The 26349-nt window shown below is 45.3% G+C and carries 23 protein-coding genes and 1 pseudogene; 21 read left to right on the plus strand and 3 right to left on the minus strand.

What is annotated here, in order from left to right:
- Positions 1 to 17 precede the first annotated feature (17 nt).
- Both ACZ5EJ_RS04955 and ACZ5EJ_RS04960 read left to right on the plus strand, forming a co-directional pair.
- Positions 18 to 494 (plus strand): hypothetical protein, encoded by a 477-nt coding sequence (locus ACZ5EJ_RS04955; RefSeq protein WP_107818415.1) that lies wholly within the window; start codon positions 18 to 20, stop codon positions 492 to 494.
- Positions 495 to 517: 23 nt separating this feature from the next.
- A complete protein-coding gene (locus ACZ5EJ_RS04960; RefSeq protein WP_074456308.1) occupies positions 518 to 1900 on the plus strand; it encodes a transporter family protein in 1383 nt (460 codons plus the stop codon).
- Positions 1901 to 1954: 54 nt separating this feature from the next.
- Here the strand turns inward: ACZ5EJ_RS04960 and ACZ5EJ_RS04965 are convergent, their stop codons facing one another.
- Complete coding sequence (locus ACZ5EJ_RS04965; RefSeq protein WP_464557596.1) at positions 1955 to 2383, minus strand: protein tyrosine phosphatase family protein; 429 nt, start codon at positions 2381 to 2383, stop codon at positions 1955 to 1957.
- A gap of 313 nt (positions 2384 to 2696) precedes the next feature.
- On the opposite strand from ACZ5EJ_RS04965, the gene ribD reads away from it, so the two are divergent.
- The 6 genes and pseudogenes from ribD (at position 2697) to ACZ5EJ_RS04995 (ending at position 10342) form a co-directional block, all read left to right on the plus strand.
- The gene (ribD, locus tag ACZ5EJ_RS04970) at positions 2697 to 3788 is read left to right on the plus strand and encodes a bifunctional diaminohydroxyphosphoribosylaminopyrimidine deaminase/5-amino-6-(5-phosphoribosylamino)uracil reductase RibD (RefSeq protein ID WP_464557597.1); all 1092 of its coding nucleotides are present in this window, start codon (positions 2697 to 2699) and stop codon (positions 3786 to 3788) included.
- Positions 3789 to 3893: 105 nt separating this feature from the next.
- Complete coding sequence (locus ACZ5EJ_RS04975) at positions 3894 to 5114, plus strand: TIGR04063 family PEP-CTERM/XrtA system glycosyltransferase (RefSeq protein ID WP_464557599.1); 1221 nt, start codon at positions 3894 to 3896, stop codon at positions 5112 to 5114.
- 100 nt (positions 5115 to 5214) lie between these two features.
- Positions 5215 to 6537, plus strand: coding sequence for a UDP-glucose dehydrogenase family protein (locus ACZ5EJ_RS04980; protein WP_464557600.1), 1323 nt, complete (start codon positions 5215 to 5217; stop codon positions 6535 to 6537).
- A 135-nt stretch (positions 6538 to 6672) separates the two neighbouring features.
- Positions 6673 to 7242 (plus strand): annotated as a pseudogene (locus ACZ5EJ_RS04985) (transposase); the annotation flags it as partial.
- A 455-nt stretch (positions 7243 to 7697) separates the two neighbouring features.
- A complete protein-coding gene (locus tag ACZ5EJ_RS04990; RefSeq protein ID WP_464557602.1) occupies positions 7698 to 8975 on the plus strand; it encodes a glycosyltransferase in 1278 nt (425 codons plus the stop codon).
- Positions 8976 to 8986: 11 nt separating this feature from the next.
- Positions 8987 to 10342: a phenylacetate--CoA ligase family protein gene (locus ACZ5EJ_RS04995; protein ID WP_464557603.1), complete on the plus strand. Its 1356-nt coding sequence runs from the start codon at positions 8987 to 8989 to the stop codon at positions 10340 to 10342.
- Positions 10343 to 10361: 19 nt separating this feature from the next.
- Here ACZ5EJ_RS04995 and ACZ5EJ_RS05000 read toward each other — a convergent pair whose 3' ends face one another.
- A complete protein-coding gene (locus tag ACZ5EJ_RS05000; RefSeq protein ID WP_464557605.1) occupies positions 10362 to 10964 on the minus strand; it encodes an exopolysaccharide biosynthesis protein in 603 nt (200 codons plus the stop codon).
- A 279-nt stretch (positions 10965 to 11243) separates the two neighbouring features.
- Here ACZ5EJ_RS05000 and ACZ5EJ_RS05005 point away from each other — a divergent pair, with 279 nt between their 5' ends.
- The 9 genes from ACZ5EJ_RS05005 (at position 11244) to ACZ5EJ_RS05045 (ending at position 19896) form a co-directional block, all read left to right on the plus strand.
- Positions 11244 to 11723, plus strand: a complete 480-nt coding sequence (locus tag ACZ5EJ_RS05005; RefSeq protein WP_464557606.1) for a hypothetical protein — start codon at positions 11244 to 11246, stop codon at positions 11721 to 11723.
- Positions 11724 to 11812: 89 nt separating this feature from the next.
- Positions 11813 to 12970, plus strand: coding sequence for an N-acetyltransferase (locus ACZ5EJ_RS05010; protein ID WP_464557608.1), 1158 nt, complete (start codon positions 11813 to 11815; stop codon positions 12968 to 12970).
- Positions 12971 to 13021: 51 nt separating this feature from the next.
- Positions 13022 to 13837 carry a nucleotidyltransferase family protein gene (locus ACZ5EJ_RS05015; protein ID WP_464557610.1) on the plus strand — a complete coding sequence of 272 codons (816 nt, stop codon included), beginning with the start codon at positions 13022 to 13024 and terminating at the stop codon, positions 13835 to 13837.
- An 18-nt stretch (positions 13838 to 13855) separates the two neighbouring features.
- Positions 13856 to 14929 (plus strand): LPS export ABC transporter permease LptF, encoded by a 1074-nt coding sequence (gene lptF / locus ACZ5EJ_RS05020; protein WP_011634177.1) that lies wholly within the window; start codon positions 13856 to 13858, stop codon positions 14927 to 14929.
- The gene (gene lptG, locus ACZ5EJ_RS05025) at positions 14929 to 15996 is read left to right on the plus strand and encodes an LPS export ABC transporter permease LptG (RefSeq protein ID WP_074456298.1); all 1068 of its coding nucleotides are present in this window, start codon (positions 14929 to 14931) and stop codon (positions 15994 to 15996) included. The genes lptF and lptG overlap by 1 nt, the downstream gene beginning before the upstream one ends.
- A 7-nt stretch (positions 15997 to 16003) precedes the next feature.
- Complete coding sequence (locus tag ACZ5EJ_RS05030) at positions 16004 to 17221, plus strand: CDP-alcohol phosphatidyltransferase family protein (protein WP_074456297.1); 1218 nt, start codon at positions 16004 to 16006, stop codon at positions 17219 to 17221.
- A 1-nt stretch (position 17222) separates the two neighbouring features.
- Entirely contained in the window at positions 17223 to 18206 is a 984-nt protein-coding gene (locus ACZ5EJ_RS05035; RefSeq protein ID WP_107818413.1) for a diacylglycerol kinase family protein, read from the plus strand.
- Between the two features lie 13 nt (positions 18207 to 18219).
- Positions 18220 to 19188: a hypothetical protein gene (locus tag ACZ5EJ_RS05040; protein ID WP_011634181.1), complete on the plus strand. Its 969-nt coding sequence runs from the start codon at positions 18220 to 18222 to the stop codon at positions 19186 to 19188.
- A 60-nt stretch (positions 19189 to 19248) separates the two neighbouring features.
- A complete protein-coding gene (locus ACZ5EJ_RS05045; RefSeq protein WP_011634182.1) occupies positions 19249 to 19896 on the plus strand; it encodes a DUF2959 domain-containing protein in 648 nt (215 codons plus the stop codon).
- Between the two features lie 10 nt (positions 19897 to 19906).
- On the opposite strand, the gene ACZ5EJ_RS05050 is transcribed toward ACZ5EJ_RS05045, so the two are convergent.
- Entirely contained in the window at positions 19907 to 20362 is a 456-nt protein-coding gene (locus ACZ5EJ_RS05050; protein WP_256328344.1) for a DUF721 domain-containing protein, read from the minus strand.
- A gap of 492 nt (positions 20363 to 20854) precedes the next feature.
- Here ACZ5EJ_RS05050 and secA point away from each other — a divergent pair, with 492 nt between their 5' ends.
- The 4 genes from secA (at position 20855) to ACZ5EJ_RS05070 (ending at position 26319) form a co-directional block, all read left to right on the plus strand.
- The gene (secA, locus tag ACZ5EJ_RS05055) at positions 20855 to 23584 is read left to right on the plus strand and encodes a preprotein translocase subunit SecA (RefSeq protein ID WP_011634184.1); all 2730 of its coding nucleotides are present in this window, start codon (positions 20855 to 20857) and stop codon (positions 23582 to 23584) included.
- A gap of 179 nt (positions 23585 to 23763) precedes the next feature.
- The gene (gene petA / locus ACZ5EJ_RS05060) at positions 23764 to 24369 is read left to right on the plus strand and encodes a ubiquinol-cytochrome c reductase iron-sulfur subunit (RefSeq protein ID WP_011634185.1); all 606 of its coding nucleotides are present in this window, start codon (positions 23764 to 23766) and stop codon (positions 24367 to 24369) included.
- A 1-nt stretch (position 24370) separates the two neighbouring features.
- Positions 24371 to 25618, plus strand: a complete 1248-nt coding sequence (locus ACZ5EJ_RS05065) for a cytochrome b (RefSeq protein WP_074456295.1) — start codon at positions 24371 to 24373, stop codon at positions 25616 to 25618.
- Positions 25615 to 26319: a cytochrome c1 gene (locus ACZ5EJ_RS05070; RefSeq protein ID WP_011634187.1), complete on the plus strand. Its 705-nt coding sequence runs from the start codon at positions 25615 to 25617 to the stop codon at positions 26317 to 26319. Before ACZ5EJ_RS05065 ends, ACZ5EJ_RS05070 begins: the two co-directional genes overlap by 4 nt.
- The last annotated feature ends 30 nt before the right edge of the window (positions 26320 to 26349 follow it).

Genomic DNA, 26349 nt, shown 5'->3' on the forward strand with positions numbered 1-26349 from the left:
TCAAGAGTTTTCGTCTGATGGTTAAAAATATTCAATCATGTCTTGCTATGTTGGTACTGTCTTGTTCCATGGTTGCAGCATATGCAGAGGATTTGAATACTAGAACGTCGGCACAAGATCATTTTCACCAGGAATGGGAGCGAGTAACAGATGAAGAGCTTTCAACATTAAGAGGAGGGTTTGTTCTTCCAAACGGCATACACATTGATATGAATCTGGAAAAATTTATTCATTTGAATGATATGCTGGTGCATTCATCTTCCATGCAAGTTCCTGGAGAAAGTGTGGTTTTACAGACGGGTATGCAAAATTCGATACCTGATTCTGTTGCAATGCCGCAACTCAGTTCTTTTATTCAGAACACGCTGGATAGTCAGCATATTGATGCACTGACAAAAATCAACATAGAGGTGAGCAACTTGAAGGAAGTGATGGCGAATGGCAGTAATCATCGGATTTTTACTGAATTTCTGGCTCCGGCATTATTGCGATAGTTTAATTATTTGCGTTGCTGGATATGAAAAGAGATGTATCTAAAGAAGTTGGTCAGTTGACGGGTAGTATGATGTACAAATTATTCGCAGGTTGTCTCACGGTATTTCTCGTCATTTACGCTCAAGCAGGAAGGTCAGCAGATGAAGTGCTTGAGCAATATAAATCTCTTTTTGCACAGCAACAAAAGGAATTTGAGAAGCAGCGACAGACTATCATTGAGCAGGGAAAGGAAATTGAGAATCTGAAAGCCCGCCTGGATTCTTTGATTACCTCGCAATCAGCTGATCGCAATTCCTCTGGAAATACTGCTGCTAAAAATGGAGCATCCCACCCATCACAATCTTCTCCACCAAAGACGACGGCTGCTAAACCGATTAATAAAAATACTGATCATGTTCAGGTGCGTGCAGAATCCAGTAATCTTCCATCAAAACCGGTAGGGCGGGCACCACCCAAACAGGATGAAAAACCAAGACCACCTGAAATGCCCAGATTGAGTGACGCAGTAGGGGGGGTGCTGACACGCCACGGAAAAATTGTGATTGAGCCTGCGCTGGAATATGCTTTTACAGACAGTAATCGGGTTTTTCTGGATGCATTTACATTTATCCCGGCAATTGCTATCGGCTTGATAGATATCCGCCAGGTAGATCAACATAGCATGATGGCAAGCATTGGAGCTCGTTATGGCGTGACAGATCGTCTTGAGATCGAAGCAAGAGTCCCTTATCGTGCACGTTTTGATGAGCAACGCTCCAGGCCGGTCAGCATTGGTGCGGGGATTGATGAAACGTTCAACGCATCTGGAAATGGTTTGGGAGACATTGAATTTGCTGCTCGCTATCAGCTTAACTCAGGAGCGGGGGGGTGGCCTATTTTGGTGGGAAATATGCGAGCTACAGCGCCTACGGGCAAAGGCCCTTTTGATATTAAATATGCACGAGCACAAGGAGTTCCTGGAGCTATATTTCCTACCGAGGTTCCTACAGGATCTGGTTTCTTCAGCTTTGAGCCAAGTGTAACTGCACTTTACGCGACTGACCCGGCCGTATTCTTCGCAAATCTGGCCTATAACTATAATATGGGCACTAAGGAAAAGGCACTTGATGGATCAGGTGACAAATTTAAGGTCGATCCAGGTTATGCGGTGGGTATGACTTTTGGTATGGGGTTCGGGATCAACGAGCGCTCGTCTTTCAATATTGGGTATGGCCATCGTCACATTTTTAACACCAAAATAAATAACCGTACATTGAAAGGTAGTCAGCTGGATATAGGACAGTTACTGCTTGGCTATGCATTCAAATATTCGCAGCAGACCACCTTGAATTTCTCTGTTGCTATAGGCACAACCAATGATGCACAGGATGTCAGACTCAGTTTTAGAATGCCCATGGTATTTTAGGTACAAAAACAGAGGGGCGGGTATTCTCTGTTGCGAAATGATGGATAGATCTGCTTAACATCCACCCTCAATCTTGGCACACCAGTATTTCTTGATTTTTTCTTCCATGCCGGCACTCATACCAGCAGCACGTCCTTCCTTGAAGGCGATTTCTGGAGAAATACCTTCCTTCAGTCGATAAGCCGTCCACATGGCGCCTGCCCGGTTGCCAGTTGCGCAATGTACCAGAAAAGGAGGAGATGCTTGTTCCAGAACCCGCTTAAAGGCTGTCAATTGTGATTCATTTACGCCGTCATTGGTAACGGGAATATTGATATAGGTCATTCCAGCTGCTTCGACAGCTTTCCTTTCATTTGGTGTACCTTCCGATTCAATACGTAAATCAATTACAGTGTTGAAGCTGTGCTTGACCAGCTCTTGAATGCTGTCATGAGTAAGAGCTCCAGAAGTGGCAATTTGGGGAGTGACACGATAATAGCGCATCAGATCATTAACCTGCGTAGCGTACGGTACCTGATCTTTAGCGAACGCCAAGCTTGTCGACAATAAGACGAGAAGGGTGATAATTGTCCTCGCAAAAAACATTTTTACCTCCAACTGTAAAATAATGTACGAAAATCGTAGCATGAATACCGGGACGGGTAAAAGAGCCGATATAAATTATGCAATGATAATAGTTACCTAATTAGATCTGGCGATTGATTTTTTGAGTTGTTGAAAGGAGGGATAGATCGTACTGATAAATTAAGGTGATCGTGCATTATCGATTTATCTTTCTTAAAGGGATGATAAACAAGTGTTTACTGCTTCAGATTATATGCACATGTCGCATGCCTTACAGTTGGCAGAAAGAGGGTTGTTTACCACAAGCCTGAATCCGCGTGTAGGGTGTGTGATTGTAAATGATGGCAAGGTAGTCGGAACTGGATGGCATGAGCGGGTGGGGGAATCGCACGCAGAAATCAATGCGTTGCGGGAAGCGGGGGATTTGGCCAGAGGTGCTACAGTTTACGTAACACTGGAACCTTGCAGTCATCATGGTCGTACACCGCCATGCGTTGAAGCTTTGATTTGCGCTGAGGTATGCAGAGTGATTATGGCAATGGATGACCCTAATCCTCATGTAAACGGTCAAGGAAAGGAGAAGCTGCAGAGAGCCGGAGTTGAAGTGCAAACAGGCTTGTTGGAGGATGAAGCACAGCAACTGAATATTGGATTTATTACCCGAATGCACCATAGCCGACCGTGGATACGAACTAAGATAGCGACCAGCCTGGATGGCAGGATTGCATTGAAAAATGGGAAAAGCCAGTGGATTACAGGCGAGCCAGCTCGACAGGATGGCCACAGGTGGCGTGCCCGTTCATGTGCGATATTAACGGGAGTCAATTCAGTAAAGGTGGATGATCCACTGTTGACAGTGCGATATATCGAGACTTCGAGGCAACCCATACGTATCGTTCTGGATTCGAATCTGGAAATTCCTCTACAGGCAAAACTGCTGAAAAATGCAGATACAACCTGGATTTTTACGGTGCAGGCTGACAGGGGAAAAATACATCTTCTGGAGGACGTGGGTGCTCATGTCGTTGTTCTGCCTGATTTGGCAGGTAAAGTTGATCTTAAAGCAATGATAACGAAATTGGCCGAATTGGGTATCAATGAGCTGCTGGTTGAAGCAGGTCCAGTGTTGAACGGGGCGTTGGTAGCAGCCGAATTGATAGATGAGATTATTTTTTATTTTGCCCCTAACCTGTTGGGTAATTCGGCGCAAGCAATGCTGGTACTACCCGAAATTACAGATTTATCAGAGAAATATAATTTACAGATAACTGATATTCGGAAAATCGGAATAGATATCCGTCTGGTAGCAAGATTTATCAAATAAGAAAGGATACAGAAATTGCGTGGTAATAAAGAAAGAAGGGGTTTTGTCGTTGGAAAAACATCGGTGGTACCGTTATCTGAATTTTATCCGGCTGAAAACTAAATTATGCGTATTCTGCACATTCTGGATCACTCCATTCCGTTACACAGCGGTTATACATTTCGTACCCTGGCAATTTTGAAAGAACAGCGTGCTCTTGGCTGGGAGACATTCCATGTGACGAGTGCCAAACATGCTGGCTTAACCATGTTAGAAGAAGATGTTGATGACTGGCATTTCTTCCGGACACCCAGGCGTGCGCATCCTGTCAACAAGTTGCCCGTTCTGAATCAGGTTGCTGTTATGAGTAGCTTGACTGATCGCCTTATTGAGATTGTTCAGTCCGTCAAGCCCGATATTCTGCACGCGCATTCTCCGGCGCTCAATGCTATTCCTGCCTTGCGTGTTGCTCGTAAATCAGGGATTCCTGTCGTTTATGAAGTCAGAGCATTCTGGGAAGATGCGGCCGTGGATCACGGTACCAGCCGGGAATGGGGCATGCGCTATCGTCTAACGCGCAGCCTGGAAAATCATGCATTACGGCATGTGGATGCAATCACCACGATTTGCGAAGGGTTGCGCAACGACATGATCGGGCGGGGGATTGCGCCGGAAAAAATCACCATTATCCCTAATGCTGTCGATATTGAGCAGTTTGTGTCAACATATCCTGCTGATGAATCGCTGAGAGAACGATTGGGGCTCAGGCACAAGCAGGTTATTGGTTTTATTGGTTCGTTCTATGCCTATGAAGGCCTGGATATCCTGCTACAAGCCTTGCCGCTCATGTCGCCGTACCATCCTGGTTTGCGCGTACTACTGGTTGGAGGCGGGCCACAGGATAAACAGTTGCGGCAACTGGCCAGCCAGCTTGGTATAGAGGATAAGGTTATCTTCACCGGCCGTGTGCCGCATGATCAGGTTCAATTTTATTATGATTTGATTGATGTGCTGGTTTATCCCCGCCTTTCCATGCGCCTTACCGATCTCGTCACTCCTTTAAAGCCGCTGGAAGCTATGGCGCAGGGCAGGGTGTTGGCTGCCTCGGATGTCGGTGGCCACCGGGAGCTGATCCGCGACAATCATAATGGTATCTTGTTTAAATCTGGTGATCCCCATTCATTGGCAGAGAAGGTCGGAACACTTCTGAACACCCCTCAGCAATGGGAAGAATTGCGCAGAGCAGGACGGAAATTTGTAGAGACCGAACGCAACTGGCGGAAAAGTGTGGACAGATACCAGTTTGTTTATTGTGATTTACTTAACAGACAAAAAAACAAAAGATGATTATTTCTGGGTAGATATTCAAAGCGGAAAATATGTGAGTTAAATTTGTGCCGTGGCTTGGACGTTTACTTTGAGATAAGATGAAAATGGGTAGAAAACTATGAAAATAAGTGTAATTGGAACTGGCTATGTCGGATTGGTAACAGGTGCTTGTCTGGCTGAAGTGGGCAACGATGTGTTATGCCTGGATGTGGACGTCAATAAGATCAATTTGTTGAAACAAGGTGAGATTCCGATTTATGAACCTGATCTAGAAGACATGGTCAGGCGCAATGTATCCGTAGGCCGTTTGCGCTTTACTTTGGATCAGGCAGAATGTACGGATCACGGGTTGGTACAATTTATCGCAGTCGGGACCCCGCCAGATGAGGATGGTTCTGCCGATATGCAATACGTTACGACGGCAGCACGGGCAATTGGCCAGAATATGCAGGATTATAAGCTGATTGTGGATAAATCCACCGTTCCTGTGGGGACTGTAGATAGAGTACGCGGAGTTATTTATGAAGAATTGGCAAAACGTGGTGTTGAGATTGATTTCAGTGTTGCATCCAATCCGGAGTTTTTGAAAGAGGGTGCTGCTGTAGACGATTTTATGCGCCCGGATCGGATTGTTATCGGCGCAGATGATGATAAGGCCATAGAACTTTTACGGACATTATATACGCCTTTTAACCGAAATCATGACCGGCTGGTCGTAATGGATGCCAGATCAGCCGAGCTGACCAAATATGCTGCCAATGCTATGCTGGCAACACGCATTTCATTTATGAATGAGCTGGCATTACTAGCTGAGAAATTGGGAGCCGATATCGAGCATGTTCGTCGGGGGATCGGTTCTGATCCACGTATTGGTTATCATTTTCTGTATGCGGGTTGCGGTTATGGGGGATCTTGTTTTCCCAAGGATGTTAAGGCATTGCAACGCACTGCAAGAGAAAATGGAACTGGATTAAAAATTCTGGAAGCGGTAGAAGCTGTGAATGCTCGTCAGAAAGAGGTCTTGCTTGACAAAATTCGGGCAAGATTTGGCTCTGATCTTTCAGGTAAAACATTTGCGCTGTGGGGACTTGCTTTTAAACCCAATACAGATGATATGCGGGAAGCTCCCAGTAGAATGCTGATTACCGGTTTGTTGGCGCAGGGTGCTGCTGTTTCTGCTTATGATCCGGTGGCGATGGATGAGACAAAAAGACTTTTCGCGAGTGAACCCGGCCTAAAACTGGCAAATTCATCTATGTCAGCTTTGGAAGGTGCTGATGCACTCATTGTTGTAACAGAGTGGAAGATGTTCCGTTCTCCGGATTTCAGTGAAATCCGGCGCAAGCTCAGGAATGCAGTAATTTTTGACGGACGCAATATATACGATCCAGATAGTATCCGAACCGAAGGATTTGAGTATTTTTCTATCGGCAGGCCGTGAACCAGTGCAGATGTCGCTTGCGTGTAAAATTTTACCTGATTAGGGTCTGTTGCCGTTTCAGGCTGTCTTCTTGCTTCATAAGAACAGACTCGTATTGCCGTTGTAGTTCTCACACAACAGCAATACGAGCTTGCAATGCCCCGATTACTGCTCAATGCTGAGCTCTGGTCAAAGCCACTGACCATTTTGCTTCACAATAACCTCTACAACAAGCAAGATTTGCGTATGATTATCGAAGGCATGCTGTACCGCATGCGTACTGGTTCTTCCTGGAGAGGTTAAGGGTATTCGGGAACTGGAGCAAGATTTATAAACGATTCACCGCCTGGTCTGCCAGCGGAAAATGGCTCAAGGTATTTCAGGCTCTGGTGGTTGAGCCGGACATGGAGCGGGTTTTCATCTATGGTAGCTCTATATCAAGGTTCACCAGCACGGTGCGAGCGGAAAGGATAAGGCAATCGGAAAAAGCTGGGTGGTATACCTGCAAGATTCGCATGGCGGTGATGCCCACAGACTTTCCATCGTATTCGATATTACCGGTGGTCAGATCAATGATTGCACACACGCATCGGCTTTGCTATTCAGGCTGGGTGTGGCTCAATTTATTATTGCAGGCAAAGGCTAGACAGTCAGATCATACGTGATCAAATCGAACAGCAAGGTGCCAAGGCAGTCATTCCAGGGAAGTGGAACTCCAAAACTGGTGGCCGCCTGATCCTCCATACAGCAAGCAGTATTTGACTATAGCTCGAGGTATTGTGTGAAGGTAGTTTGGTAGTACTACATGAGGTAGATTTAAAGAGTTACAGACTACATGGATTATGGATGTAACCTATAAAGGAGTTCCTAATTAGTAGTGGCACGTTAACTACTACCGGAGCTTTGACTACCACAGGTTTTGCCACAATTTTAATGTGTCTTACTTTTACCTTGCTTGTTGAAGAGCAGAATATTAAATCGATCAGGTCATATCTTGCTGAATCATTTCAAGATATTTCTGATGAAGATTTGTCGTGGCTTAGTTTCTGGGGCGTACTTAGTAAAGTTAATGCATGATTTTATGATTCCAATCTTCTTCTTTTAAGATATTTTGTTGAATGCTATTGGCATAAATGATTTGTTATTATCTTTTTTGATCAAATAATTATGGTTTTAGTAGTATGAGACACACTCCATGGGAAGTGAAGAATAGGGATAAAGGCAATAATAGTGATCTTGGGGTTGTTGTATTTACTTCACTTTTTCCACATCCCGGTCAGCCTAATGCGGGATTGTTCATTCGCGAGCGTATGTTTCGAGTGGGTAAACATCTGCCGCTTGTGGTAATTGCTCCTGTTCCTTGGTTCCCATTGCAGGGGATTCTGCGCCGCTGGCGCCCTCATTTCAGGCCAGATGCACCTTATCAGGAGTATCAGCAAGATTTTGAAATTTACCATCCACGTTTTTTTTCTGTACCTGGATTTCTGAAATTTCTGGATGGTTTTTTCATGGCACTAGGTAGTTTGCTAACTTTGTGGCAGCTTAAGCAACGTTTCGATTTTCAGATTATTGATGCACATTTTGCTTATCCGGATGGGTACGCTGCAAGCCTTTTGGGAAAATGGTTTCGAGTTCCCGTCACTATTACCTTGCGAGGGACGGAAGCGCGGCTTTCCTGTAGATTTTTATACCGGTTCCTCATGCGTAAAGCCATGATACGTGCCGTAAAAATTTTTTCAGTATCGGATTCTTTAAAGCGAGTAGCGGTGACAGTCGGAATTCAGGAAGGCAAAATACTCGTAGTAGGAAATGGTGTAGATCTTGATAAGTTTTGTCGTGTTGATCGGCTTGAAGCACGCAGGAGCTTGGGGGTACCGGAAGATATACCAATATTGGTGTCAGTGGGTGGTCTTTGTGAACGTAAGGGGTTTCACCGTGTTATCGAGTGCTTGCCTGATTTAAGAAAAATTTATCCTGATATTCGGTTTCTGATAGCAGGTGGGGCAAGTGCCGAGGGTGACTGGACTGGGAGATTGAAGCAACAAGTTTCTGAATCCGGGCTGGAGGAGCATGTCCGATTTCTGGGTATTGTTTCGCCGGATCGTTTAAAAATCCTGCTTTCAGCCGCTGATCTATTTGTGCTTGCTACAAGAAACGAAGGCTGGGCCAATGTATTTCTTGAAGCGATGGCTTGTGGCTTGCCAGTTGTCACTACTAATGTGGGAGGGAATGCTGAAGTTGTCTGTAATACAGAGTTAGGTAAATTAGTACCCTTTAATGATCAACAGGCACTTAGGTCGGCGATTGATAATGCTTTAAAGAGCAATTGGAATCAGCAAAAAATTATTGATTATGCATATAAAAATTCTTGGGATCAGAGAGTTGCTGTGCTTGTAGAAGAATTTACGAAAATTGCTGCTCAATCAGAGCAGGCGAAACGATATGGATCATTAAGATAGACAGTAAGTTTATGCCTAATATTAGTACTCATTTGGTATCCAGGTTTCTTTTTCCACTTCATGAACAGATTAAAAAACACAGCAGTGTTAATGTGCGTAAGTCTATGGAGAACACCCAGTGGTTTTCTCCTGAAGAGATTACACAGTTACAGATTGAAAGATTGCGTCAATTACTCATCTACGCGAATACTCATGTTCCTTATTACCAAAAACTATTTGCCAGGTTAAATTTTCAGCCGGAAAAGATAAATGTGTTGGCTGATTTGCAGCATCTACCTTTTCTGGACAAACCAGCGATTCGTGCCAATCTGGAAGCACTTAAATCTAATCAGGCGCGTCGTCTGGCTCGCTTCAATACGGGTGGATCAAGTGGCGAGCCGCTGGTGTTTTTTATCGGGAAAGAGCGTGTCAGTCACGATATCGCTGCCAAGTGGCGTGCTACACGTTGGTGGGGAGTGGATATAGGAGATCCGGAGATTGTGGTGTGGGGCTCTCCAATCGAGCTGGGGGCGCAGGATGCATTACGTGCCGTGCGCGACCGTCTGTTTCGCAGCAAATTGCTACCGGCATTTGAAATGTCTGATCAAAAAGTAGAGGGTTTCCTCAGTACTATCTGTGAATTTCGACCCAAAATGTTGTTTGGCTATCCCTCAGCTTTATCCCATATCGCGAAACATGCTGATAAAACCGGCATCATCATGCGCAATCTGGGTATTAAGGTGGCATTTGTGACGTCTGAACGGCTGTATGGCGATCAGCGTAAGCAGATCAGCGATACGTTTGGCTGCCGGGTAGCAAATGGCTATGGCAGCCGGGATGCAGGTTTTATTGCGCATGAATGCCCTGCAGGCGGAATGCATATTACCGCTGAGGATATTATTGTTGAAATTGTCGACTCTCACGGCCATCCTCTCCCGCATGGGGAGTCAGGTGAGATTGTCGTGACTCATCTGGCCAGCAGGGATTTTCCTTTTATTCGTTATCGAACCGGTGATATTGGCACGCTTGATGACAAGATATGTGACTGCGGACGTGGCTTGCCGCTGATCAGGGAAATACAGGGTCGCAGCACTGATTTCATCGTCGCCCGGGATGGTACAGTCATGCATGGCCTGGCACTGATTTACATCCTGCGAGATATGCCGCAGATAAAAACATTTAAAATCATACAGGAAAGTATAGATCTTACCCGCGTACTAATCGTTACTGAGGGCGGCTTGAATCAAGTGGATACAGGCCAGATTATTGCGTCATTCCAGGCTCGGTTGGGCCGGGGTGTAATAATCAAAATAGAGCAGGTATCCGAAATTTCAGCCGAGAAATCAGGTAAATTTCGCTATGTGATCAGCAAAGTGGCTGCAGGTTGAATTAATCAGCCGGATGCAGCTATGGTATCGGAACTCCCATCCATAACAATGCAACGATTATCAGAGCTATTCCAACGCCGATGGTGCCGACGATCATGCCGGCGAAAATGGTCAGGCCATCTTTGCTGAGTAATCCGAGCGACATAATAAGAATACCCCAGCCTGGCAAAAAATTGATCAAGGGAATGGGCAGCGCAATAGAAATTGAAAAAATAAAAGAGAAGAGGCCAATGATGCGCTCCCAGGCATGCACGCTGATGTAGGTTAGCCGCGGGTGCAGGTGTCTTTCTATTTTTCGCAACCATGGTGTGATCTTGTTGATCAGTTTATCCAGTGTTTTTTTTCTTATTGCTTTCCTTGCCAGCCACTGGGGAATCCAGGGTGCCCTCATGCCGCATATCATTTGTACTGAAAAAATAAAAAGCGGAATAGCAAAAACAGTCGTAAAACCAGGTGGGGCGGGAATAGGAAGACAAATTGGCAAGGTGGCAATAGCCAGCAATACAGCAAATCCTCGTTCATCCAGAGAATGTTTGATCTGATCGACAGTGATCATCTCATTGTTATTTTGTATAACAATCAGTTGTAATAATTCAGACGTATTTTTTTCTTTGTCCTCCACTACTCCCTCCTTGGTTGTTTCGATATAAAATTCAGGCCATTTCTGTTACCAGGATTACTTTTCTACCGGGTTTTTGTAATACAGGCCGTATGGCAACGAGCGATTTATCATGTTCTTTACCGTTTCTATGAATTTGCTTCCTGTAGAGGCTGTGCGCGAAACTATCGAATTGTAAAGCATTGCGACCGCTGGTGACCTGTGGCAATATCAATTGGTTGCAGTGGCAAATATCAGTTATCTTGAACACGTTATCTCTTTTAGAGGAAAGACGAGGATATTTTGGAAAAATTTATTGAGCAGGTATCACTCTATATTCATGATGCCCCGATTTGGCCATTTACCCTGCTGGGTTTGGTTTTGGTTGTGGGGGTGGGGGTGGATATTATTAATCATCGGCGCCGAGCAGGAGCGGTGGAATATTACGACTCTGTTTTTCACGAGGAACTAATTGGTTTGTATCCGGTGACCACTCGCTGGCCGGATGATCTGGTGGCCTATATGCAGCCTCGCCTGCCTGTGTTGCGGGATGCCTTTGAAGTCCTGAGAAATTTCATTCCACAAAATCAGTTGCGTGAATATAACGTTGCATGGAACAAGTTCTACCAGTTTGCACGTTTAGGTGGAAATGAGCAGGAAGGTTTACCTGGAGGAAATGCACAGGACTTTACTGCAGAACAACCCGATCAGCATCAACAGCAGCAGACTTTTCAGCAAATGGTTGCAGATTTGCTGGCTTATACTGATCAGTTCAAAAAATAATCAGGTTGCAATTATATCCGGAAGGAAGTGTTCGATTTGTCGGACAAGTCGTTGCTTGAGCTTGAGCGAGCCTGTTTATTAATGAGGACATGAGCATATTCCCGGATCATCCATCAGAAGGAAAAATCGAAATTCTCCCGATTTCTGGTTTTCGCGGAGTAGGGAAGTTTATTGATGTACCTTGGCAAGTATATGCAGATGATCCGCTGTGGGTGCCTCCTCTTCGGCTGGAACGACGACTGCATTTCTCCAGATTCAATCCCTATTTCAAGCATGCCCAGTGGCAAGGATGGATCGCCTACCGTAATAATCAGCCTGTTGGCAGAATTAGTGCACAGATAGATAAACTGCATCGGCAGCGGTACGGACCAGATACCGGACATTTTGGTATGCTGGAATCAATTAATGATGAAACCGTTTTTAGTGGGCTGATACAGGCGGCTGAAGATTGGCTGGTTAAACGGGGAGCGCGTCAGATCAGCGGGCCATTCAATTTTTCTATTAACCAGGAGTGTGGCCTGTTGGTTCAGGGGTTTGATACCCCCCCTGTTTTCATGATGCCGTATTCACCTCGGTGGTATGTCAATCTGCTGGAACAAAATGGTTATCATCCCAGCAAGGATTTGCTGGCTTACTGGCTTGAAACAGATTTTGAATCGCCTCCCGCCATGCAGGCTATTGATCGTAAATATCAGCATCGGATAAAGATCAGGACGCTGCAACGCAATCGGTTTAGCGAGGAAATCGAGATCATGCGAAATATATTTAATGACGCATGGTCGGGGAATTGGGGATTCGTTCCCTTTACGCAGGAAGAATTTGCCGAACTGGGCGGTTCTTTACGCTGGCTGGTTCCGGATGAATTCGTCCAGATAGCAGAAATGGATGGGGAGCCTGTCGCTTTCATGGCAGCGCTACCAAATCTGAATGAAGTATTGCCAGATCTGAATGGAAATCTTTTTCCCTTTGGCTGGCTCCACCTGGTTAATAAACTGAAATCCAATTCAATTACCACCGGAAGAGTTCCCCTAATGGGTGTTCGCAAACAATTTCATCATACGCTCTCCGGGATGGCATTGGCCTTCAAGGTTATTGATGCACCAAGAAAAATAGCCAGAACCAGGGGTATTCAGCATGTTGAATTATCCTGGGTCCTTGAGGATAATCTGCCCATGCGTGCAATTCTCGAAAGAATAGGAGGAAAAGAGTACAAGCGTTATCGTATTTATGAGAAAACGCTGGCATGATCAGGATGCGATCAAATCAATTCAGCAAGACAAAATTCTGCTTTGCTCGCGATGCGCGATAACGATCAATTTACTGCCCTGGTATTGGCTGCCGACCGGGGTGATCAGGATCCTGTGGCAAGGTATACGGGAGCGGTATGCAAGGCTTATGCTCCTGTTTGTGGAAAACCAATGGTTATCCGGGTACTCGATGCCTTGAGCGGTTGTAACAAAATAAAATCCATTCTTCTGTGCGGCCCGCCCGAATCGCTGTTATCTGCATGCGGAGAACTCAAGCAACGTATAGAAAATAAGCAGGTAGATTGGGTGAAAAATCTGGACTCACCCGCCCGTAGTGCTGTTCATGGGCTCTCGCAAATCGATATGCATCAAAGAATTTTGCTGACGACAGCCGATCACGCCCTGTTGACGCCGGAAATTGTGGAATATTTCTTGCAAGCCTCCCGCAATCTGGAATGTGATGCGACTGTCGGGATCATCCGGTATGAAACTTTGCAAGACAGATATGGTAATGCCAGGCGCACGGTAATTCGTTTACGTGATGGAAATTTCTGTGGCTGTAACTTGTTCACATTCAATTCTCGGGGGCGCACACTGGTGGATTTCTGGCAGCAGGCGGAGGCATTGCGCAAACGTCCCTGGAAACTGATCAACCGGGTGCTGGGTTGGCGAGCTGTCTGGTCATATCTGACCGGACGTTTAACGCTTGATCAGGCGCTACAGGAAGTTTCAGAAAAAACAGGTGTTCAGGTGCGTCCGGTAATTTTGCCATTTCCTGAAGCAGGCATTGATGTTGATAAAGTGGAAGATTTCCAGCTGGTAAAATCTGTTCTGGCCAAAGCAATATCGACACATCCACCGGTGTAGAACGGACAGCTGACTTTCATGGGAATTATTGAAAGATATATCTCACGGGAACTATTACTTCCTTTCTTCGTAGTAACTATCATCCTGATCGGGCTTTTCGTAAGTTTCAGCGTTGCGCGTTTTTTAACCGGGGCGGTGGCTGAGACCTTGGGTGCCATAGCCATGTTCAAACTGGTGGGGCTGAAAACTATTATTGCGCTGGAAGTGCTGGTGCCGATTGCTTTTTATGTTGCGGTAATCCATGGTTTAAGCCGGATGAACCGTGATCAGGAAATTAATGTGTTACGTTCTGTCGGTTATGGTGACAACCAGATTATTCGTACTGTTTTCATAATTGCCCTACCCATTGCCGTCCTCAGTGGAGTCCTTTCCATTTATGCTCGCCCGTGGGCGTATGCAGAAAGCTATGTGATGAATGCACAGGCTGAAGCTGAGTTAAATACTGATCGATTTCAGCCAGGAAGATTCTACGGTAGTGAGAAAAGTGGCCGTGTAATCTTTATCCGGGGAAAAGATGATCTTGAAAAACGCATGGAAGGCATTTTTCACTACATCAGAACAGCTGAAAACAGAGAAATTATCGTATCCCGAGAAGGTTACCAGCAGCCCATGACACAGGAGCAATGGCCGTATATTGAATTGCTGGACGGGAAAATCTATCGTCTTGGATATGATGCAGCCAGGGATAGTACTGTTCAGTTTGAAAAGATGATTTACTTTAATGAAAACGATCAAGCTCAAAACTATCGACGCAAGGCTGCATCAACGCAATCATTATGGAATTCCGAGCAACCGCAGGAGATAGCGGAATTACAATGGCGGCTTTCCCGGCCAGCCGCAACCATTTTGCTGGCTTTGATCGCGGTTTCTTTTACCCGGACAGCGCCACGTAAAGATAAAGCTGATAGAACATTTATTGTTGCAGCGCTAGTATTCGCTGTTTATTACAACCTCAGTGGATTAGCGAAAACCTGGGTGGAGCAGGGCGTTGTTGCTGCCGTGCCGGGGATCTGGTGGGTATATGGATTGCTTCTCATGGTTGTTGTATTGCGCCTGCCTGAGCTCAGGTTATTCTTATCTGCAAGAAAATAGTGAAGATCTGTTATCGCTACATCGCCTTGCAGGTTTTGACAGGGATGATTATTGCTACTGTGGTGCTGTTGCCCTTGTTCAGTTTTTTTGATCTGCTTGATCAGCTGGATGATGTGGGGAAAGGAACATATACCACCCGGGATGCTTTCCTGTATACGGCAATGCTGATGCCTCGCAGATTTATCCAGATTGCGCCTTTCATTGCGCTGCTGGGGACAGTAGGTGCGCTAGGCGGGTTAGCGGTCAGCCTTGAATTGGTGGCGATGCGCGTGGCAGGATTTTCTCCTTTGATGATCAGCCTTGCCCCGATTGGAATCGGGGGGGGGCTTATCACCTCAACCATAGCACTTGAGTATTTGGTGGCGCCACAATTTCAACAGCAGGCGATTGTATTGCGTGCGGTGGCGTTGGAGCAAAGTGCGGAATTGGGGAAGGGGCTCGGAATCTGGACACGTAATGAGCAGAATATATTGCGTATTGGTGAAATGCTGCATAAAGGGCGGGCAATAGATATCGAAGTCATGCATTTTGATAAACAGGGATTGATGACTGCCCATATACATGCGCAATATGCAGATATTTTCGACAAAAGTATGTGGAAATTGCATGATGTTACTGTACGTATGTTTGCCCCAGATCGTATCTTTTCCAGGAAAGTACACGCACTTCAGTGGCACTCGTTTCTCGGCCCTGAAGATATCGCGACACTGACAAAACCGCCTGAAAGCCTGACCCCATTGGAGTTGTTGCACCATGCCGAATTCTTAAAGATGACCGGTCAGAAAGCGGATGCCTATGTTATGGCTTTATGGCGCAAGGTCGGTAGTGTAGTGATGACTATTGCAATGATTTTGATAGCAATTCCCTTCATTTTTGGCTCGGTGCGTGAAGGATTGGGAGGAAAACTGGTTCTGGCTTCATTGATGGGGATCAGTATTTATCTGCTCGATCAGATTATCGCTAATATCGGGCTGGTATTTCAGTTGAATCCTATCGTTGTTTCAATTGCACCTGGATCAATTCTGATTGTTATTGCAGCATATTGGCTGTTACGACGAACTTTCTGAGATAAACATGTCTGCAACTTTCTTTGTTCATATTGTCGGCAATAGTAAAACTAATTTGTGGGGGGTGAGTGGGCGCACTCGTCTTGAACGGATGCTGAGCTCAATCGGGACAGCTGCTGTGGTAGAAGATCTTTCACAATTGGCTGGAGCGGATTTCGTGTTGTTGCTGCGGGCTGATTATCTGTTCGATGCCAGAGTGATCAATGCCCTGATGGTATTGGATAAACACACGGTACTTGTTACACCTGTGGATGAAATTCCAGTGGCGATCCGGGCAGACGGAAACGACGCTGGTGTGATGTGTGAAGTATTGAGCGAGAAACGGCCGGTACCCGATGATCTTCCACGCTGCACCTTAAAAGACCTCCCGATTCAGGTACAGCAAAATCTGAAAAAGAAAGATCCACCTTATGTACTGCCGATTCTGCGTTGCAACCAGGCCGCGCTTGAATCCGAGCTTTTTGCCGCCTCCTATAAAGGTGTGACTGATCTGGTCACTAAATGGCTATGGCCTTGGCCAGCGTTTATGACTACACGTCTGTGTGTGCAGCTGGGACTGAAGCCTAATCATGTAACATTACTTAGCCTGGTTCTGGCTGTACTGGCGGGCGTGGCATTCTGGTATGGTGCGTTTGGTATCGGCCTGATCATGGCATGGCTGATGACTTTTCTGGATACGGTCGATGGCAAACTGGCACGCGTTACGCTGACATCAAGCAAGGTGGGCGATATATTAGATCATGGTTTGGATATTATCCATCCGCCCTTATGGTATCTGGCTTGGGGTGTTGGTCTTATGACTACCACCACACCGCTGACCAATCTCGAATTATTCACCTGGTTAATGTTTATTGGCTATATAGGTGGTCGTCTTTGCGAAGGCGCCTTTCAGTTCTGGCTGGCCTCTTTCGATATTTTCATCTGGCGTAAGGTCGATTCATTTCACCGCCTAATTACCGCACGGCGTAATCCGAACTTGATCTTGTTAACTGCTGGCTGGATAGTTGATAGGCCGGATATTGGACTCATTCTGGTCGTACTGTGGCATTGTCTGTCTACCTTCTTCCTTATTTGCAGGCTGTTTATCGCCTGGCAAAGCCGATCCCGGGACGGCGTACTTTACTCATGGATGGAGGGCATTGATCCCGTTCGTGACAGACGGCAATTTGCAGTCAGAGTATTTACCCGGCCGTCTCTTTCCCAGCGATATGTCAGGCCAACATGAGATGACCAGTAACTCTGTGGGGGATTTTGTATCTGCCAGGGTAGGTTTGATCTACAATCCGCTGGGAGGCTGGTTTCGTAAACATGCCGCACAGATGCAGAGCCTTCTGGCAACATTGCCGGAAATCAGACAAATTCAGGCAACCAGCCCAGTTGAGTTTGAGCAGGCTGTTATCGCTATAATCGAAGCAAAGATTGAATGGCTGGTTGTTGTGGGGGGAGACGGTACTCTGCAAGGTGTGATCAGTTGCTTGTTTGAACGCTTGTCGCTGGATAGATGGCCGGAAATCACTATTGTACCGGCTGGAACAACCAACATGACTGCATTGGATCTAGGGACGAATGGGCGGGCAGAGCAGATTTTGACCAGAATCAGGCAATATGTGCACCAACCTGGTGAGGTGAAGCGGATAAAGAGGCCAGTATTGCGGATTGAACAGGCCGGTACAAGAAATGTATACGGAATGATATTTGGCCTTGGTTTGATTGCTCGTGGCGTGAAATTCTCGCACAGTCAGATTAAGCACATGGGGATTACTGGCAATATCTTTACAGTGTTGATCGTACTACGTTCGTTGGTGGGCTCCTTTCTGGGACGCCCACAAACTGAGTGGGCCCCGGTGCATATTACTCAAGAAGATAACACGGGTACTTTGAGCGAAAAAGTATATCTGTTTGCGCTCGTCAGCACGCTGGAAAGATTATTGCTCGGCATTCGCCCTTATTGGGGGCAGGAACCTGCGCCGTTACGTACAACATTTGTCGAGCAACACAGTAAGCACTTCTGGCGAAATATCTGGCCGCTGATCGCAGGGCGCGGCCACCACTTGAAAAGAGAGGAAGGCTATATCAGTTATAACGCAGCTTCAGTTGAATTGTGGCTGGATGATGAATATATCGTGGATGGCGAGCTTTATCATGCTTCCAGTCAGTACGGACCAGTAAAAATCACGGCTGATGGCCCGATTCTGTTCCGTGTTTTCTAAAAGAGGGATCTGAATGGGCGATTCCGTTGATTTGCAAAGTATCCCTGACCTCCTGATACAGAAAATAGCGATCCAGGATGCTCAGCCTGTACACCCGTTATTTCAAGGCTTTACTGATGCGTTGAGACAGCGTTTCGGGGAGGCTCTGGATGCAATCGTTCTATACGGCTCATGCCTGCATACTTCTGATCTGACTGAAGGTATTGTCGATTTTTATGTGCTGATCAGTGATTATCAGCTAGCTTATTCCGATCATCTGCTGGCCTATCTGAATGCCTGGTTGCCACCAAATGTCTTTTATCTGGAGATTCCCGCTTCAACCGGTGTCATGCGTGCAAAGTATGCAGTTATATCTACAGCAGATTTTGAACGTGGCGCCCGTCACTGGTTTCATCCCTATATCTGGGCGCGTTTTTCGCAACCGGCCAGATTGCTTTATACACGTGACGACCAGATTCAGAAGCGTATCTACCGTGCGCAGGCGCATGCCATACTTAAATTTATCAGTTCAACGTTGCCTGTACTTGAGTCAGGCTCCAGTAATCTGGAGACAATCTGGACTTCCGGGCTAATGCTGACTTATGCAGCTGAGCTGCGTGCTGAGCGCAAGGGACGCGCTCAACATTTAGTACAGCTTGATCCCGAGTTCTACAACCAATTAACCGTAGCGGCCGTACCTGCCTTGAGTCCATTGCTGAGTTTGCAAACTGATGAGCAGTATCATATTGGAGCGGTAACCTCGCTAAAGAAATTAAGTACACGTATCCAATGGCGATTGCGGCGCTGGCAGGGAAGAGTTTTATCAATACTACGCCTGAGCAAGGCGACGATAACTTTCCGGGATTGTCTGGATTATGCTGCGTGGAAAATTGAGCGGCATACAGGCATCAAGGTGGAGATTACGCCGATGTTAAGGCGCCATCCAATACTCTGGGGCTATAAGGTGATGTGGCAATTACTGCGGCGTGGCGTACTGCGGTGAGATTAATATCTATATTCTGAGTCCTCACCGAGGGTTTACGAGATTTATTGGGGCGCGACAATGAAATATTCAAATCAAATTTTTGTTATGGGTTTTGCAGTTCTTCTAACTGCTTGTTCTACTATGTATTACAGTGGGCTGGAGAAAGTTGGCATCCCGAAACGGGATATATTGGTTTATCGCGTGGAAAAGGCGAGGGACACGCAAGAAGAAACTAGAGAGCAATTCAAATCAGCTTTGGAGCAATTTTCTGTTGCCACGAATTTTAAAGGTGGCGATCTTGAAGGAGTCTATAAAAAGCTGAACCGTGAATACGAAGCAAGCGTGGATAAGGCAAATGAAGTCAGAAGCCGGATAGAGGATATCGAAAGTGTTTCGGCCGCATTGTTCAGGGAGTGGGAACAGGAGATTACACAATACTCAAACTCGACTTTAAAACGAAGCAGCCAGGAAAAGCTCGATACAACGAAGTCATATTACAGACAGCTTGTTGCTGCCATGAAAAATGCTGAATCCAGAATACAACCTGTGTTGACTGTTTTTAATGATCAAGTCATGTATCTTAAACATAACCTAAATGCCCGGGCGATTGCTTCATTGAAAGGAGAATTGAAAACACTGCAATCGAATGTCTCAATTCTGGTTGCCGCGATGGAAAAATCTATAAATGAAGCCAATACTTTTATCAGCAATATGGAGAAGGGTTAAACAGCGATTTTTATTCATGATGGCTGTTTGCCAGCAAGGCTTTGAGGGAAGATTGCAAGGGGGATTCAGCTGGTAATGAACAGGATAGTCTGTCCAGATGCTCAACAGCAGTCTGGCTCAGTAAACGTTTAATTTCATGAGTGTCTTCAGATTCTTGGGAATGCAACTGAGGCTGGATGCGAAACCTGATATCTTCAACCTTGATTCCGGTTTTATTCATTTTTTGTTGAATTGATGGGGCAAAGTTGCGTAGCCGAGTGGCAGAAGCACCGTTATCCACATAAATAACCAAGAGGCCGTCAGCGGTATGCTGCCCTGCCGTACATCGATTTTTGAATTGAGATGGAATAATATCCAGTAGGTGTTTCTGTACCTCTGCCAGATGTCGTGCCTTGATAAATAATTGACCATAATCGGGCGTATTACTCAGAACTGTCAGATAGTTGCTTAGATTAAGGATGGACATGCCATTTTGCTTTGTATACATATTATAAATATTGAAGATTATGCTGGATAATCAGGGTTTGAGACAATATGCTCGGTACCAAAACAGTTATTGTCTTTTCTGCTTATCATTTCGATTATGGTAGTATGGTCGGACTTTATTATCGCAACGATTTGATGTGTCGCTGCGGAATTTATCCTGACATACGATGAATTAGATCAGTTGATGCTCAGCCAGATAAATGATTGCGTAAATAAGAAAAGTGCGGGTCACAGCAAGCACTACTTAACGCACTGAATCCAAATATAATGTGTATCATTTATCCTCGTTACGTATCTGCAACTATTATGCGCTTGCATGCATTTTCTATAACATTATTCTGGTTTGATCATGAATCAGCCAGCAAGCAATTTCAGTACCCCTCTGCTTCCCCCTGCTGTGAAATAGATCATGTTTGATAGTTGATCTGTATTACAGTGCATTTTTACATCAATAGATAAACAACAATTTCCCATGCTGAGTAATTTACTAAAAGGTATTTTTGGTAGTCGTAACGATCGATTGGTAAAGCAATATTCAAGGATCGTCCGCACCATCAATGAGCTGGAAGCTGTCATTTCACCACTGTCGGATGAGGAGCTGCGTGACAAGACGAGCGAGTTCAAGCAACGTATCTCAAATGGCGAAAAACTGGATCAATTGCTGCCAGAAGCGTTTGCCGTAGTCAGGGAGGCGAGTAAACGTGTTCTTGGCATGCGTCATTTCGATGTACAGCTAATCGGCGGAATGGTGCTGCATGAAGGGAAAATCGCCGAGATGCGTACCGGTGAGGGAAAGACATTGATGGCCACCTTACCAATCTATCTTAATGCGCTTTCCGGAAAGGGAGTGCATATTGTTACAGTCAATGATTATCTGGCGAAGCGCGATGCTGAATGGATGGGGCAAATTTATCAATTCCTCGGATTGAGTGTCGGGGTGGTTTTGTCACAGATGCCTCATGAAGATAAACAAGCTGCTTATGGTGCAGATATAACTTACGGTACGAACAACGAATATGGCTTTGATTACCTGCGTGACAATATGGTGGGGCATAGCGCAGAGCGGGTACAACGCGTGCTTAACTTTGCAATTGTGGACGAGGTTGATTCGATCCTTATTGATGAAGCCCGAACGCCTTTGATCATTTCTGGCATGGCTGAAGGGGATACCGAAGTCTATAAACGCGTTGACGTATTGATTCCCCGGCTTACTCGGCAGAAGGATGAAAATAGTCCGGGTGATTATAGTGTGGATGAAAAAACGCAACAGGTATTACTGAGCGAGGAAGGATTTATACATGCTGAAAAATTACTGGGTGAGGTTGGCTTGCTGCCAGCGGAATCCAGTTTGTATGATCCAGCTAATATTACTTTGATTCACCACCTTAATGCGGGATTGCGTGCGCATGCGTTATACAACCGCGATCAGCATTATGTTGTGCAGAACGATGAGGTGGTTATTGTAGATGAATTTACTGGTCGTTTAATGCCGGGAAGGCGCTGGTCGGAGGGATTGCACCAGGCTGTTGAAGCCAAAGAAAATGTTTCAATTCAGAAAGAAAATCAAACTTTGGCATCTATCACCTTTCAGAACTATTTCAGGATGTATGAAAAACTTGCCGGTATGACCGGTACTGCTGATACGGAGGCATTTGAGTTTCAGCAAATCTATGGATTGGAGACGGTTGTCATTCCAACTCACCGTCCGATCGCACGGGAAGATCGTATGGATCAGGTTTTTCGTACGGCACGAGAAAAATATCAGGCGATTATTGCGGATATCAAAAGCTGTTACGAGCGTGGACAGCCAGTTCTGGTTGGAACTGGCTCAATCGAAAATAATGAATTGCTATCAACCATGCTGACAAAAGAGAAGCTACCTCATCAGGTTCTCAACGCCAAGCAGCATGAACGGGAGGCCGATATCATCGCTCAGGCAGGGCAGTCGAAGATGGTGACCATAGCGACTAATATGGCTGGTCGAGGAACGGATATTGTGCTAGGCGGAAATCTGGAGCAGGTAATCAATCGTATTCGGGTAGATGATGCTCTTGATGATATGACCAAAACAGAAAAAATAAAGGAAACCCGCCAAGCGTGGCAAGTCAGGCATGATGAGGTAATCAAGCTGGGAGGATTGCATATCATTGGCACTGAACGGCATGAATCACGCCGGATTGATAATCAGCTGCGTGGACGTTCCGGCCGGCAGGGTGATCCGGGCTCCAGCCGTTTTTATCTTTCCCTAGAAGATCCACTGTTACGTATTTTTTCTTCCGACCGGGTAGCGAATATTATGACGCGCCTTAAAATGCCAGAGGGAGAGGCAATCGAACATCCATGGGTGACGCGTGCAATAGAAAATGCTCAGAGAAAAGTCGAAGCCAGAAATTTTGATATTCGCAAGCAATTACTGGAATACGATGATGTGGCCAATGATCAGCGCAAGGTTATTTATCAGCAGCGCAACGAGTTGCTGGATGCCGAGCAAGGTATTTCAGAAACCGTTAGTGCTATTCGTGAGAGTGTGATAAACCAACTAATTGGTCTTTATATTCCTGCACAAAGTATAGAAGAACAATGGGATGTTCCTGGGTTAGAGAAAGCTTTGGCCAGTGAATTTCTCTTGCGAATTCCCGTGCAGGAATGGTTGGAAGCTGATAGTGAACTGCATGAAGAAAATCTGCGTAGCCGTATCATGGAATCTGTGAACACCAGCTATCAGGGTAAAGTCGAACAAGTGGGTGCATCAATCATGAATCAATATGAGCGTATGGTGATGTTGCACAGTATAGATTCACATTGGCGTGAGCATTTGGCTGCGCTGGATCATTTGAGACAAGGGATTCATTTGCGCGGCTATGCTCAACAAAATCCTAAGCAGGAATATAAAAGGGAAGCTTTTGAGCTGTTTGCGGGGATGCTCGACGCGATTAAAGCTGATGTAACAAAAATTCTTATGACCGTACAAATCCGTAGTGAGCAGCAGGTTGAATCAGTAGCAGAAACCTCAACCCCGAAAAATTTGCAATATCATCACGCTGCTTATAGTGAGGCGGAAGAGGAGCATCAATCAGTCACGGAGGGTCATGAAGCCAAGCAACAACCATTTGTACGTAAAAGTGACAAGATTGGACGGAATGATCCATGTCCTTGTGGATCAGGCAGGAAATATAAGCAATGTCATGGTAAATTAGATTAAGGCCCATATCAATTAGTCGATAGTAATCAATCTATCTTGGCGAGTATAGTCTATGCTAAAATAATCGCGCTTTTTAGGAGGGTGCCAGGGTGCCATTTTAGAAATTCATGTGCTTCAAGGTGCCGGAATTAAGTGTGTTATTGATTAGCTGGTAATTAATGAAATGGAATTGTTAGAAAATGACAGACAGTGGTGATAACGGAAAGATGAGCGGGCGACGCCGCTTTTTACTGGTGGCCACTTCGGTTGCTGGGGTGGTTGCTGGCGCGGGTGTGGCGACACCTTTTTTGCGTAGTATGATGCCTAGCGAACGAGCTAAAGCTGCAGGGGCACCGGTTGAAGTGGATATCAGTAAGCTGGAACCAGGTATGCTGCTGACAGCTGAATGGCGAGGAAAGCCTGTTTGGGTACTGAAGCGTACTTCTGAAATGTTGGATGATCTGAAGAAATTAAATGACCAGCTGGCTGACCCGAACTCTGAGCGAGATCAACAGCCTCCTTACGCGCAAAACCCGACAAGATCAATCAAACCCCAGATACTGGTTGTGCTGGGAGTTTGTACGCATCTTGGATGTTCCCCAGTATATCGGAAGGATATAGCGCCTGCTGATCTAGGTGAAGACTGGCTAGGGGGGTTCTTTTGCCCTTGTCATGGATCCAAGTTTGACTTGGCTGGACGTGTCTACAAAAACGTACCGGCTCCTACCAATCTGGTAGTACCTCCTTATACCTATTTAAGTGATAACCAACTTTTGGTTGGTTCTGACAGTAAAGAGTCCGCCTAAAATGAATAAACAGCAAAATTCAATGATAAAATGGATAGACGAGCGTTTTCCATTGACTTCTACTTGGAAAGCGCATCTATCTGAATATTATGCTCCCAAGAATTTCAATTTTTGGTATTACTTTGGATCGTTAGCGTTATTGGTGCTGGTTAATCAGCTGCTGACAGGTATTTTTCTGACCATGAGTTATAAACCAGATGCCGGAATGGCCTTCGCGTCGGTTGAATATATCATGCGAGATGTGGATTTTGGCTGGTTGATCAGATATATGCATTCAACTGGTGCTTCCATGTTTTTTGTGGTGGTTTATCTGCACATGTTTCGCGGAATGATGTACGGATCTTACCGAAAGCCGCGTGAATTGCTGTGGTTGATAGGTATGGCCATATTTTTTGTTCTGATGAGCCTGGCCTTTACAGGATATATTTTGCCATGGGGGCAAATGTCCTATTGGGGAGCTCAGGTTATCGTCAGTATGTTCGGAGCAATACCACTTATAGGCGATACCTTGTCAAACTGGATTCTCGGTGACTTCATGCTGTCGGATGCAGCTTTAAACCGGTTTTTTGCTTATCACGTGGTAACACTTCCTATTTTGATTGTAGTGCTGGTGTTTGTACATATCATTGCTTTGCACGAAACGGGATCCAATAATCCTGATGGTATAGAAATCAAGGCTAACAAAGATCCACAAACCGGGATCCCGGTCGATGGCATACCGTTTCATCCTTATTACACGGTCAAGGATATCTTTGGAGCAGTGGGATTTTTGATTGTGTTCTGTGGGATTATTTTCTTTGCACCAGAGATGGGTGGATATTTTCTGGAAGATAATAATTTTATACCAGCCAATCCTTTACATACCCCGGATCATATTGCTCCAGTATGGTATTTCACTCCATATTACTCCATGTTGCGTGCAGTGACAGTGAACTTTTTGGGTGTGGATGCCAAATTATGGGGTGTGATTTTAATGGCGGCGGCTGTAGTTATCTTTTGTTTCCTGCCTTGGCTGGACCGCAGTCCAGTTAAATCAATCCGCTATAAAGGACCCTATTTTAAAATTGCGTTGACTCTTTTTGTGATCAGCTTTTTTGTTCTCGGGTGGTTGGGGACTAAATCGGTAACACCTTTGTATACTTTACTGGCACAAATCTTTACTACGATTTATTTTGCTTTCTTTCTGCTGATGCCGTGGTATAGCAAAATAGATAAAGTTAAACCTGAACCAGAGAACGTAACAAAATGAGAATGATAAAAATTTTATTACTGGCTGTATTACTAACTCCTTTTGTCGCACATTCTTCCGGGCAGGAAGTTGAGTTAGACAAAGCTCCTATAGATAGGACTGATAAGGAATCGCTGAAACGTGGTGCCAATAGTTTCGTTGAATACTGTCTCACATGTCATGGCGCTGATTTTATGCGCTATAACCGACATCGTGATATCGGAATGAGTGAGGATGATATTCGTACGGAACTTATTCATACCGGACAAAAGACTGGCGATCTTATGGAAGCAGCTATGAGAAAGAAAGAGGCTGAGCAATGGTTCGGTGTGGCTCCTCCAGATTTATCTGTTATCGCTCGATCCCGTGGAGCAGATTGGTTGTATACCTATTTACGTACTTTTTATCAGGATACGTCCACTTATAGTGGTTGGAATAACTTGACTTTTGACAAAGTTGCAATGCCTCACGTTCTGCATCATTTACAAGGATGGCAGACATTGGAACCGGGAACCAAAAATTTGGTTTTAACAAAATCCGGGACGATGACAAAAGGGGAATACGATAAATTTGTAGCTGATTTAGTAAATTATATGGTTTATTTAGGTGAGCCACATGCATCTTATCGTAAAGAACTTGGAGTCATCGTATTACTGTTTCTGTTTGGTATGCTTGGGCTAACCTATCTGCTTAAGAAAGAATACTGGAGAGATATACATTGAAGATTCTTCAGAATTATCTTCTGTAAATTA

It is taken from the genome of Nitrosomonas sp. TNE100, assembly GCF_055387135.1.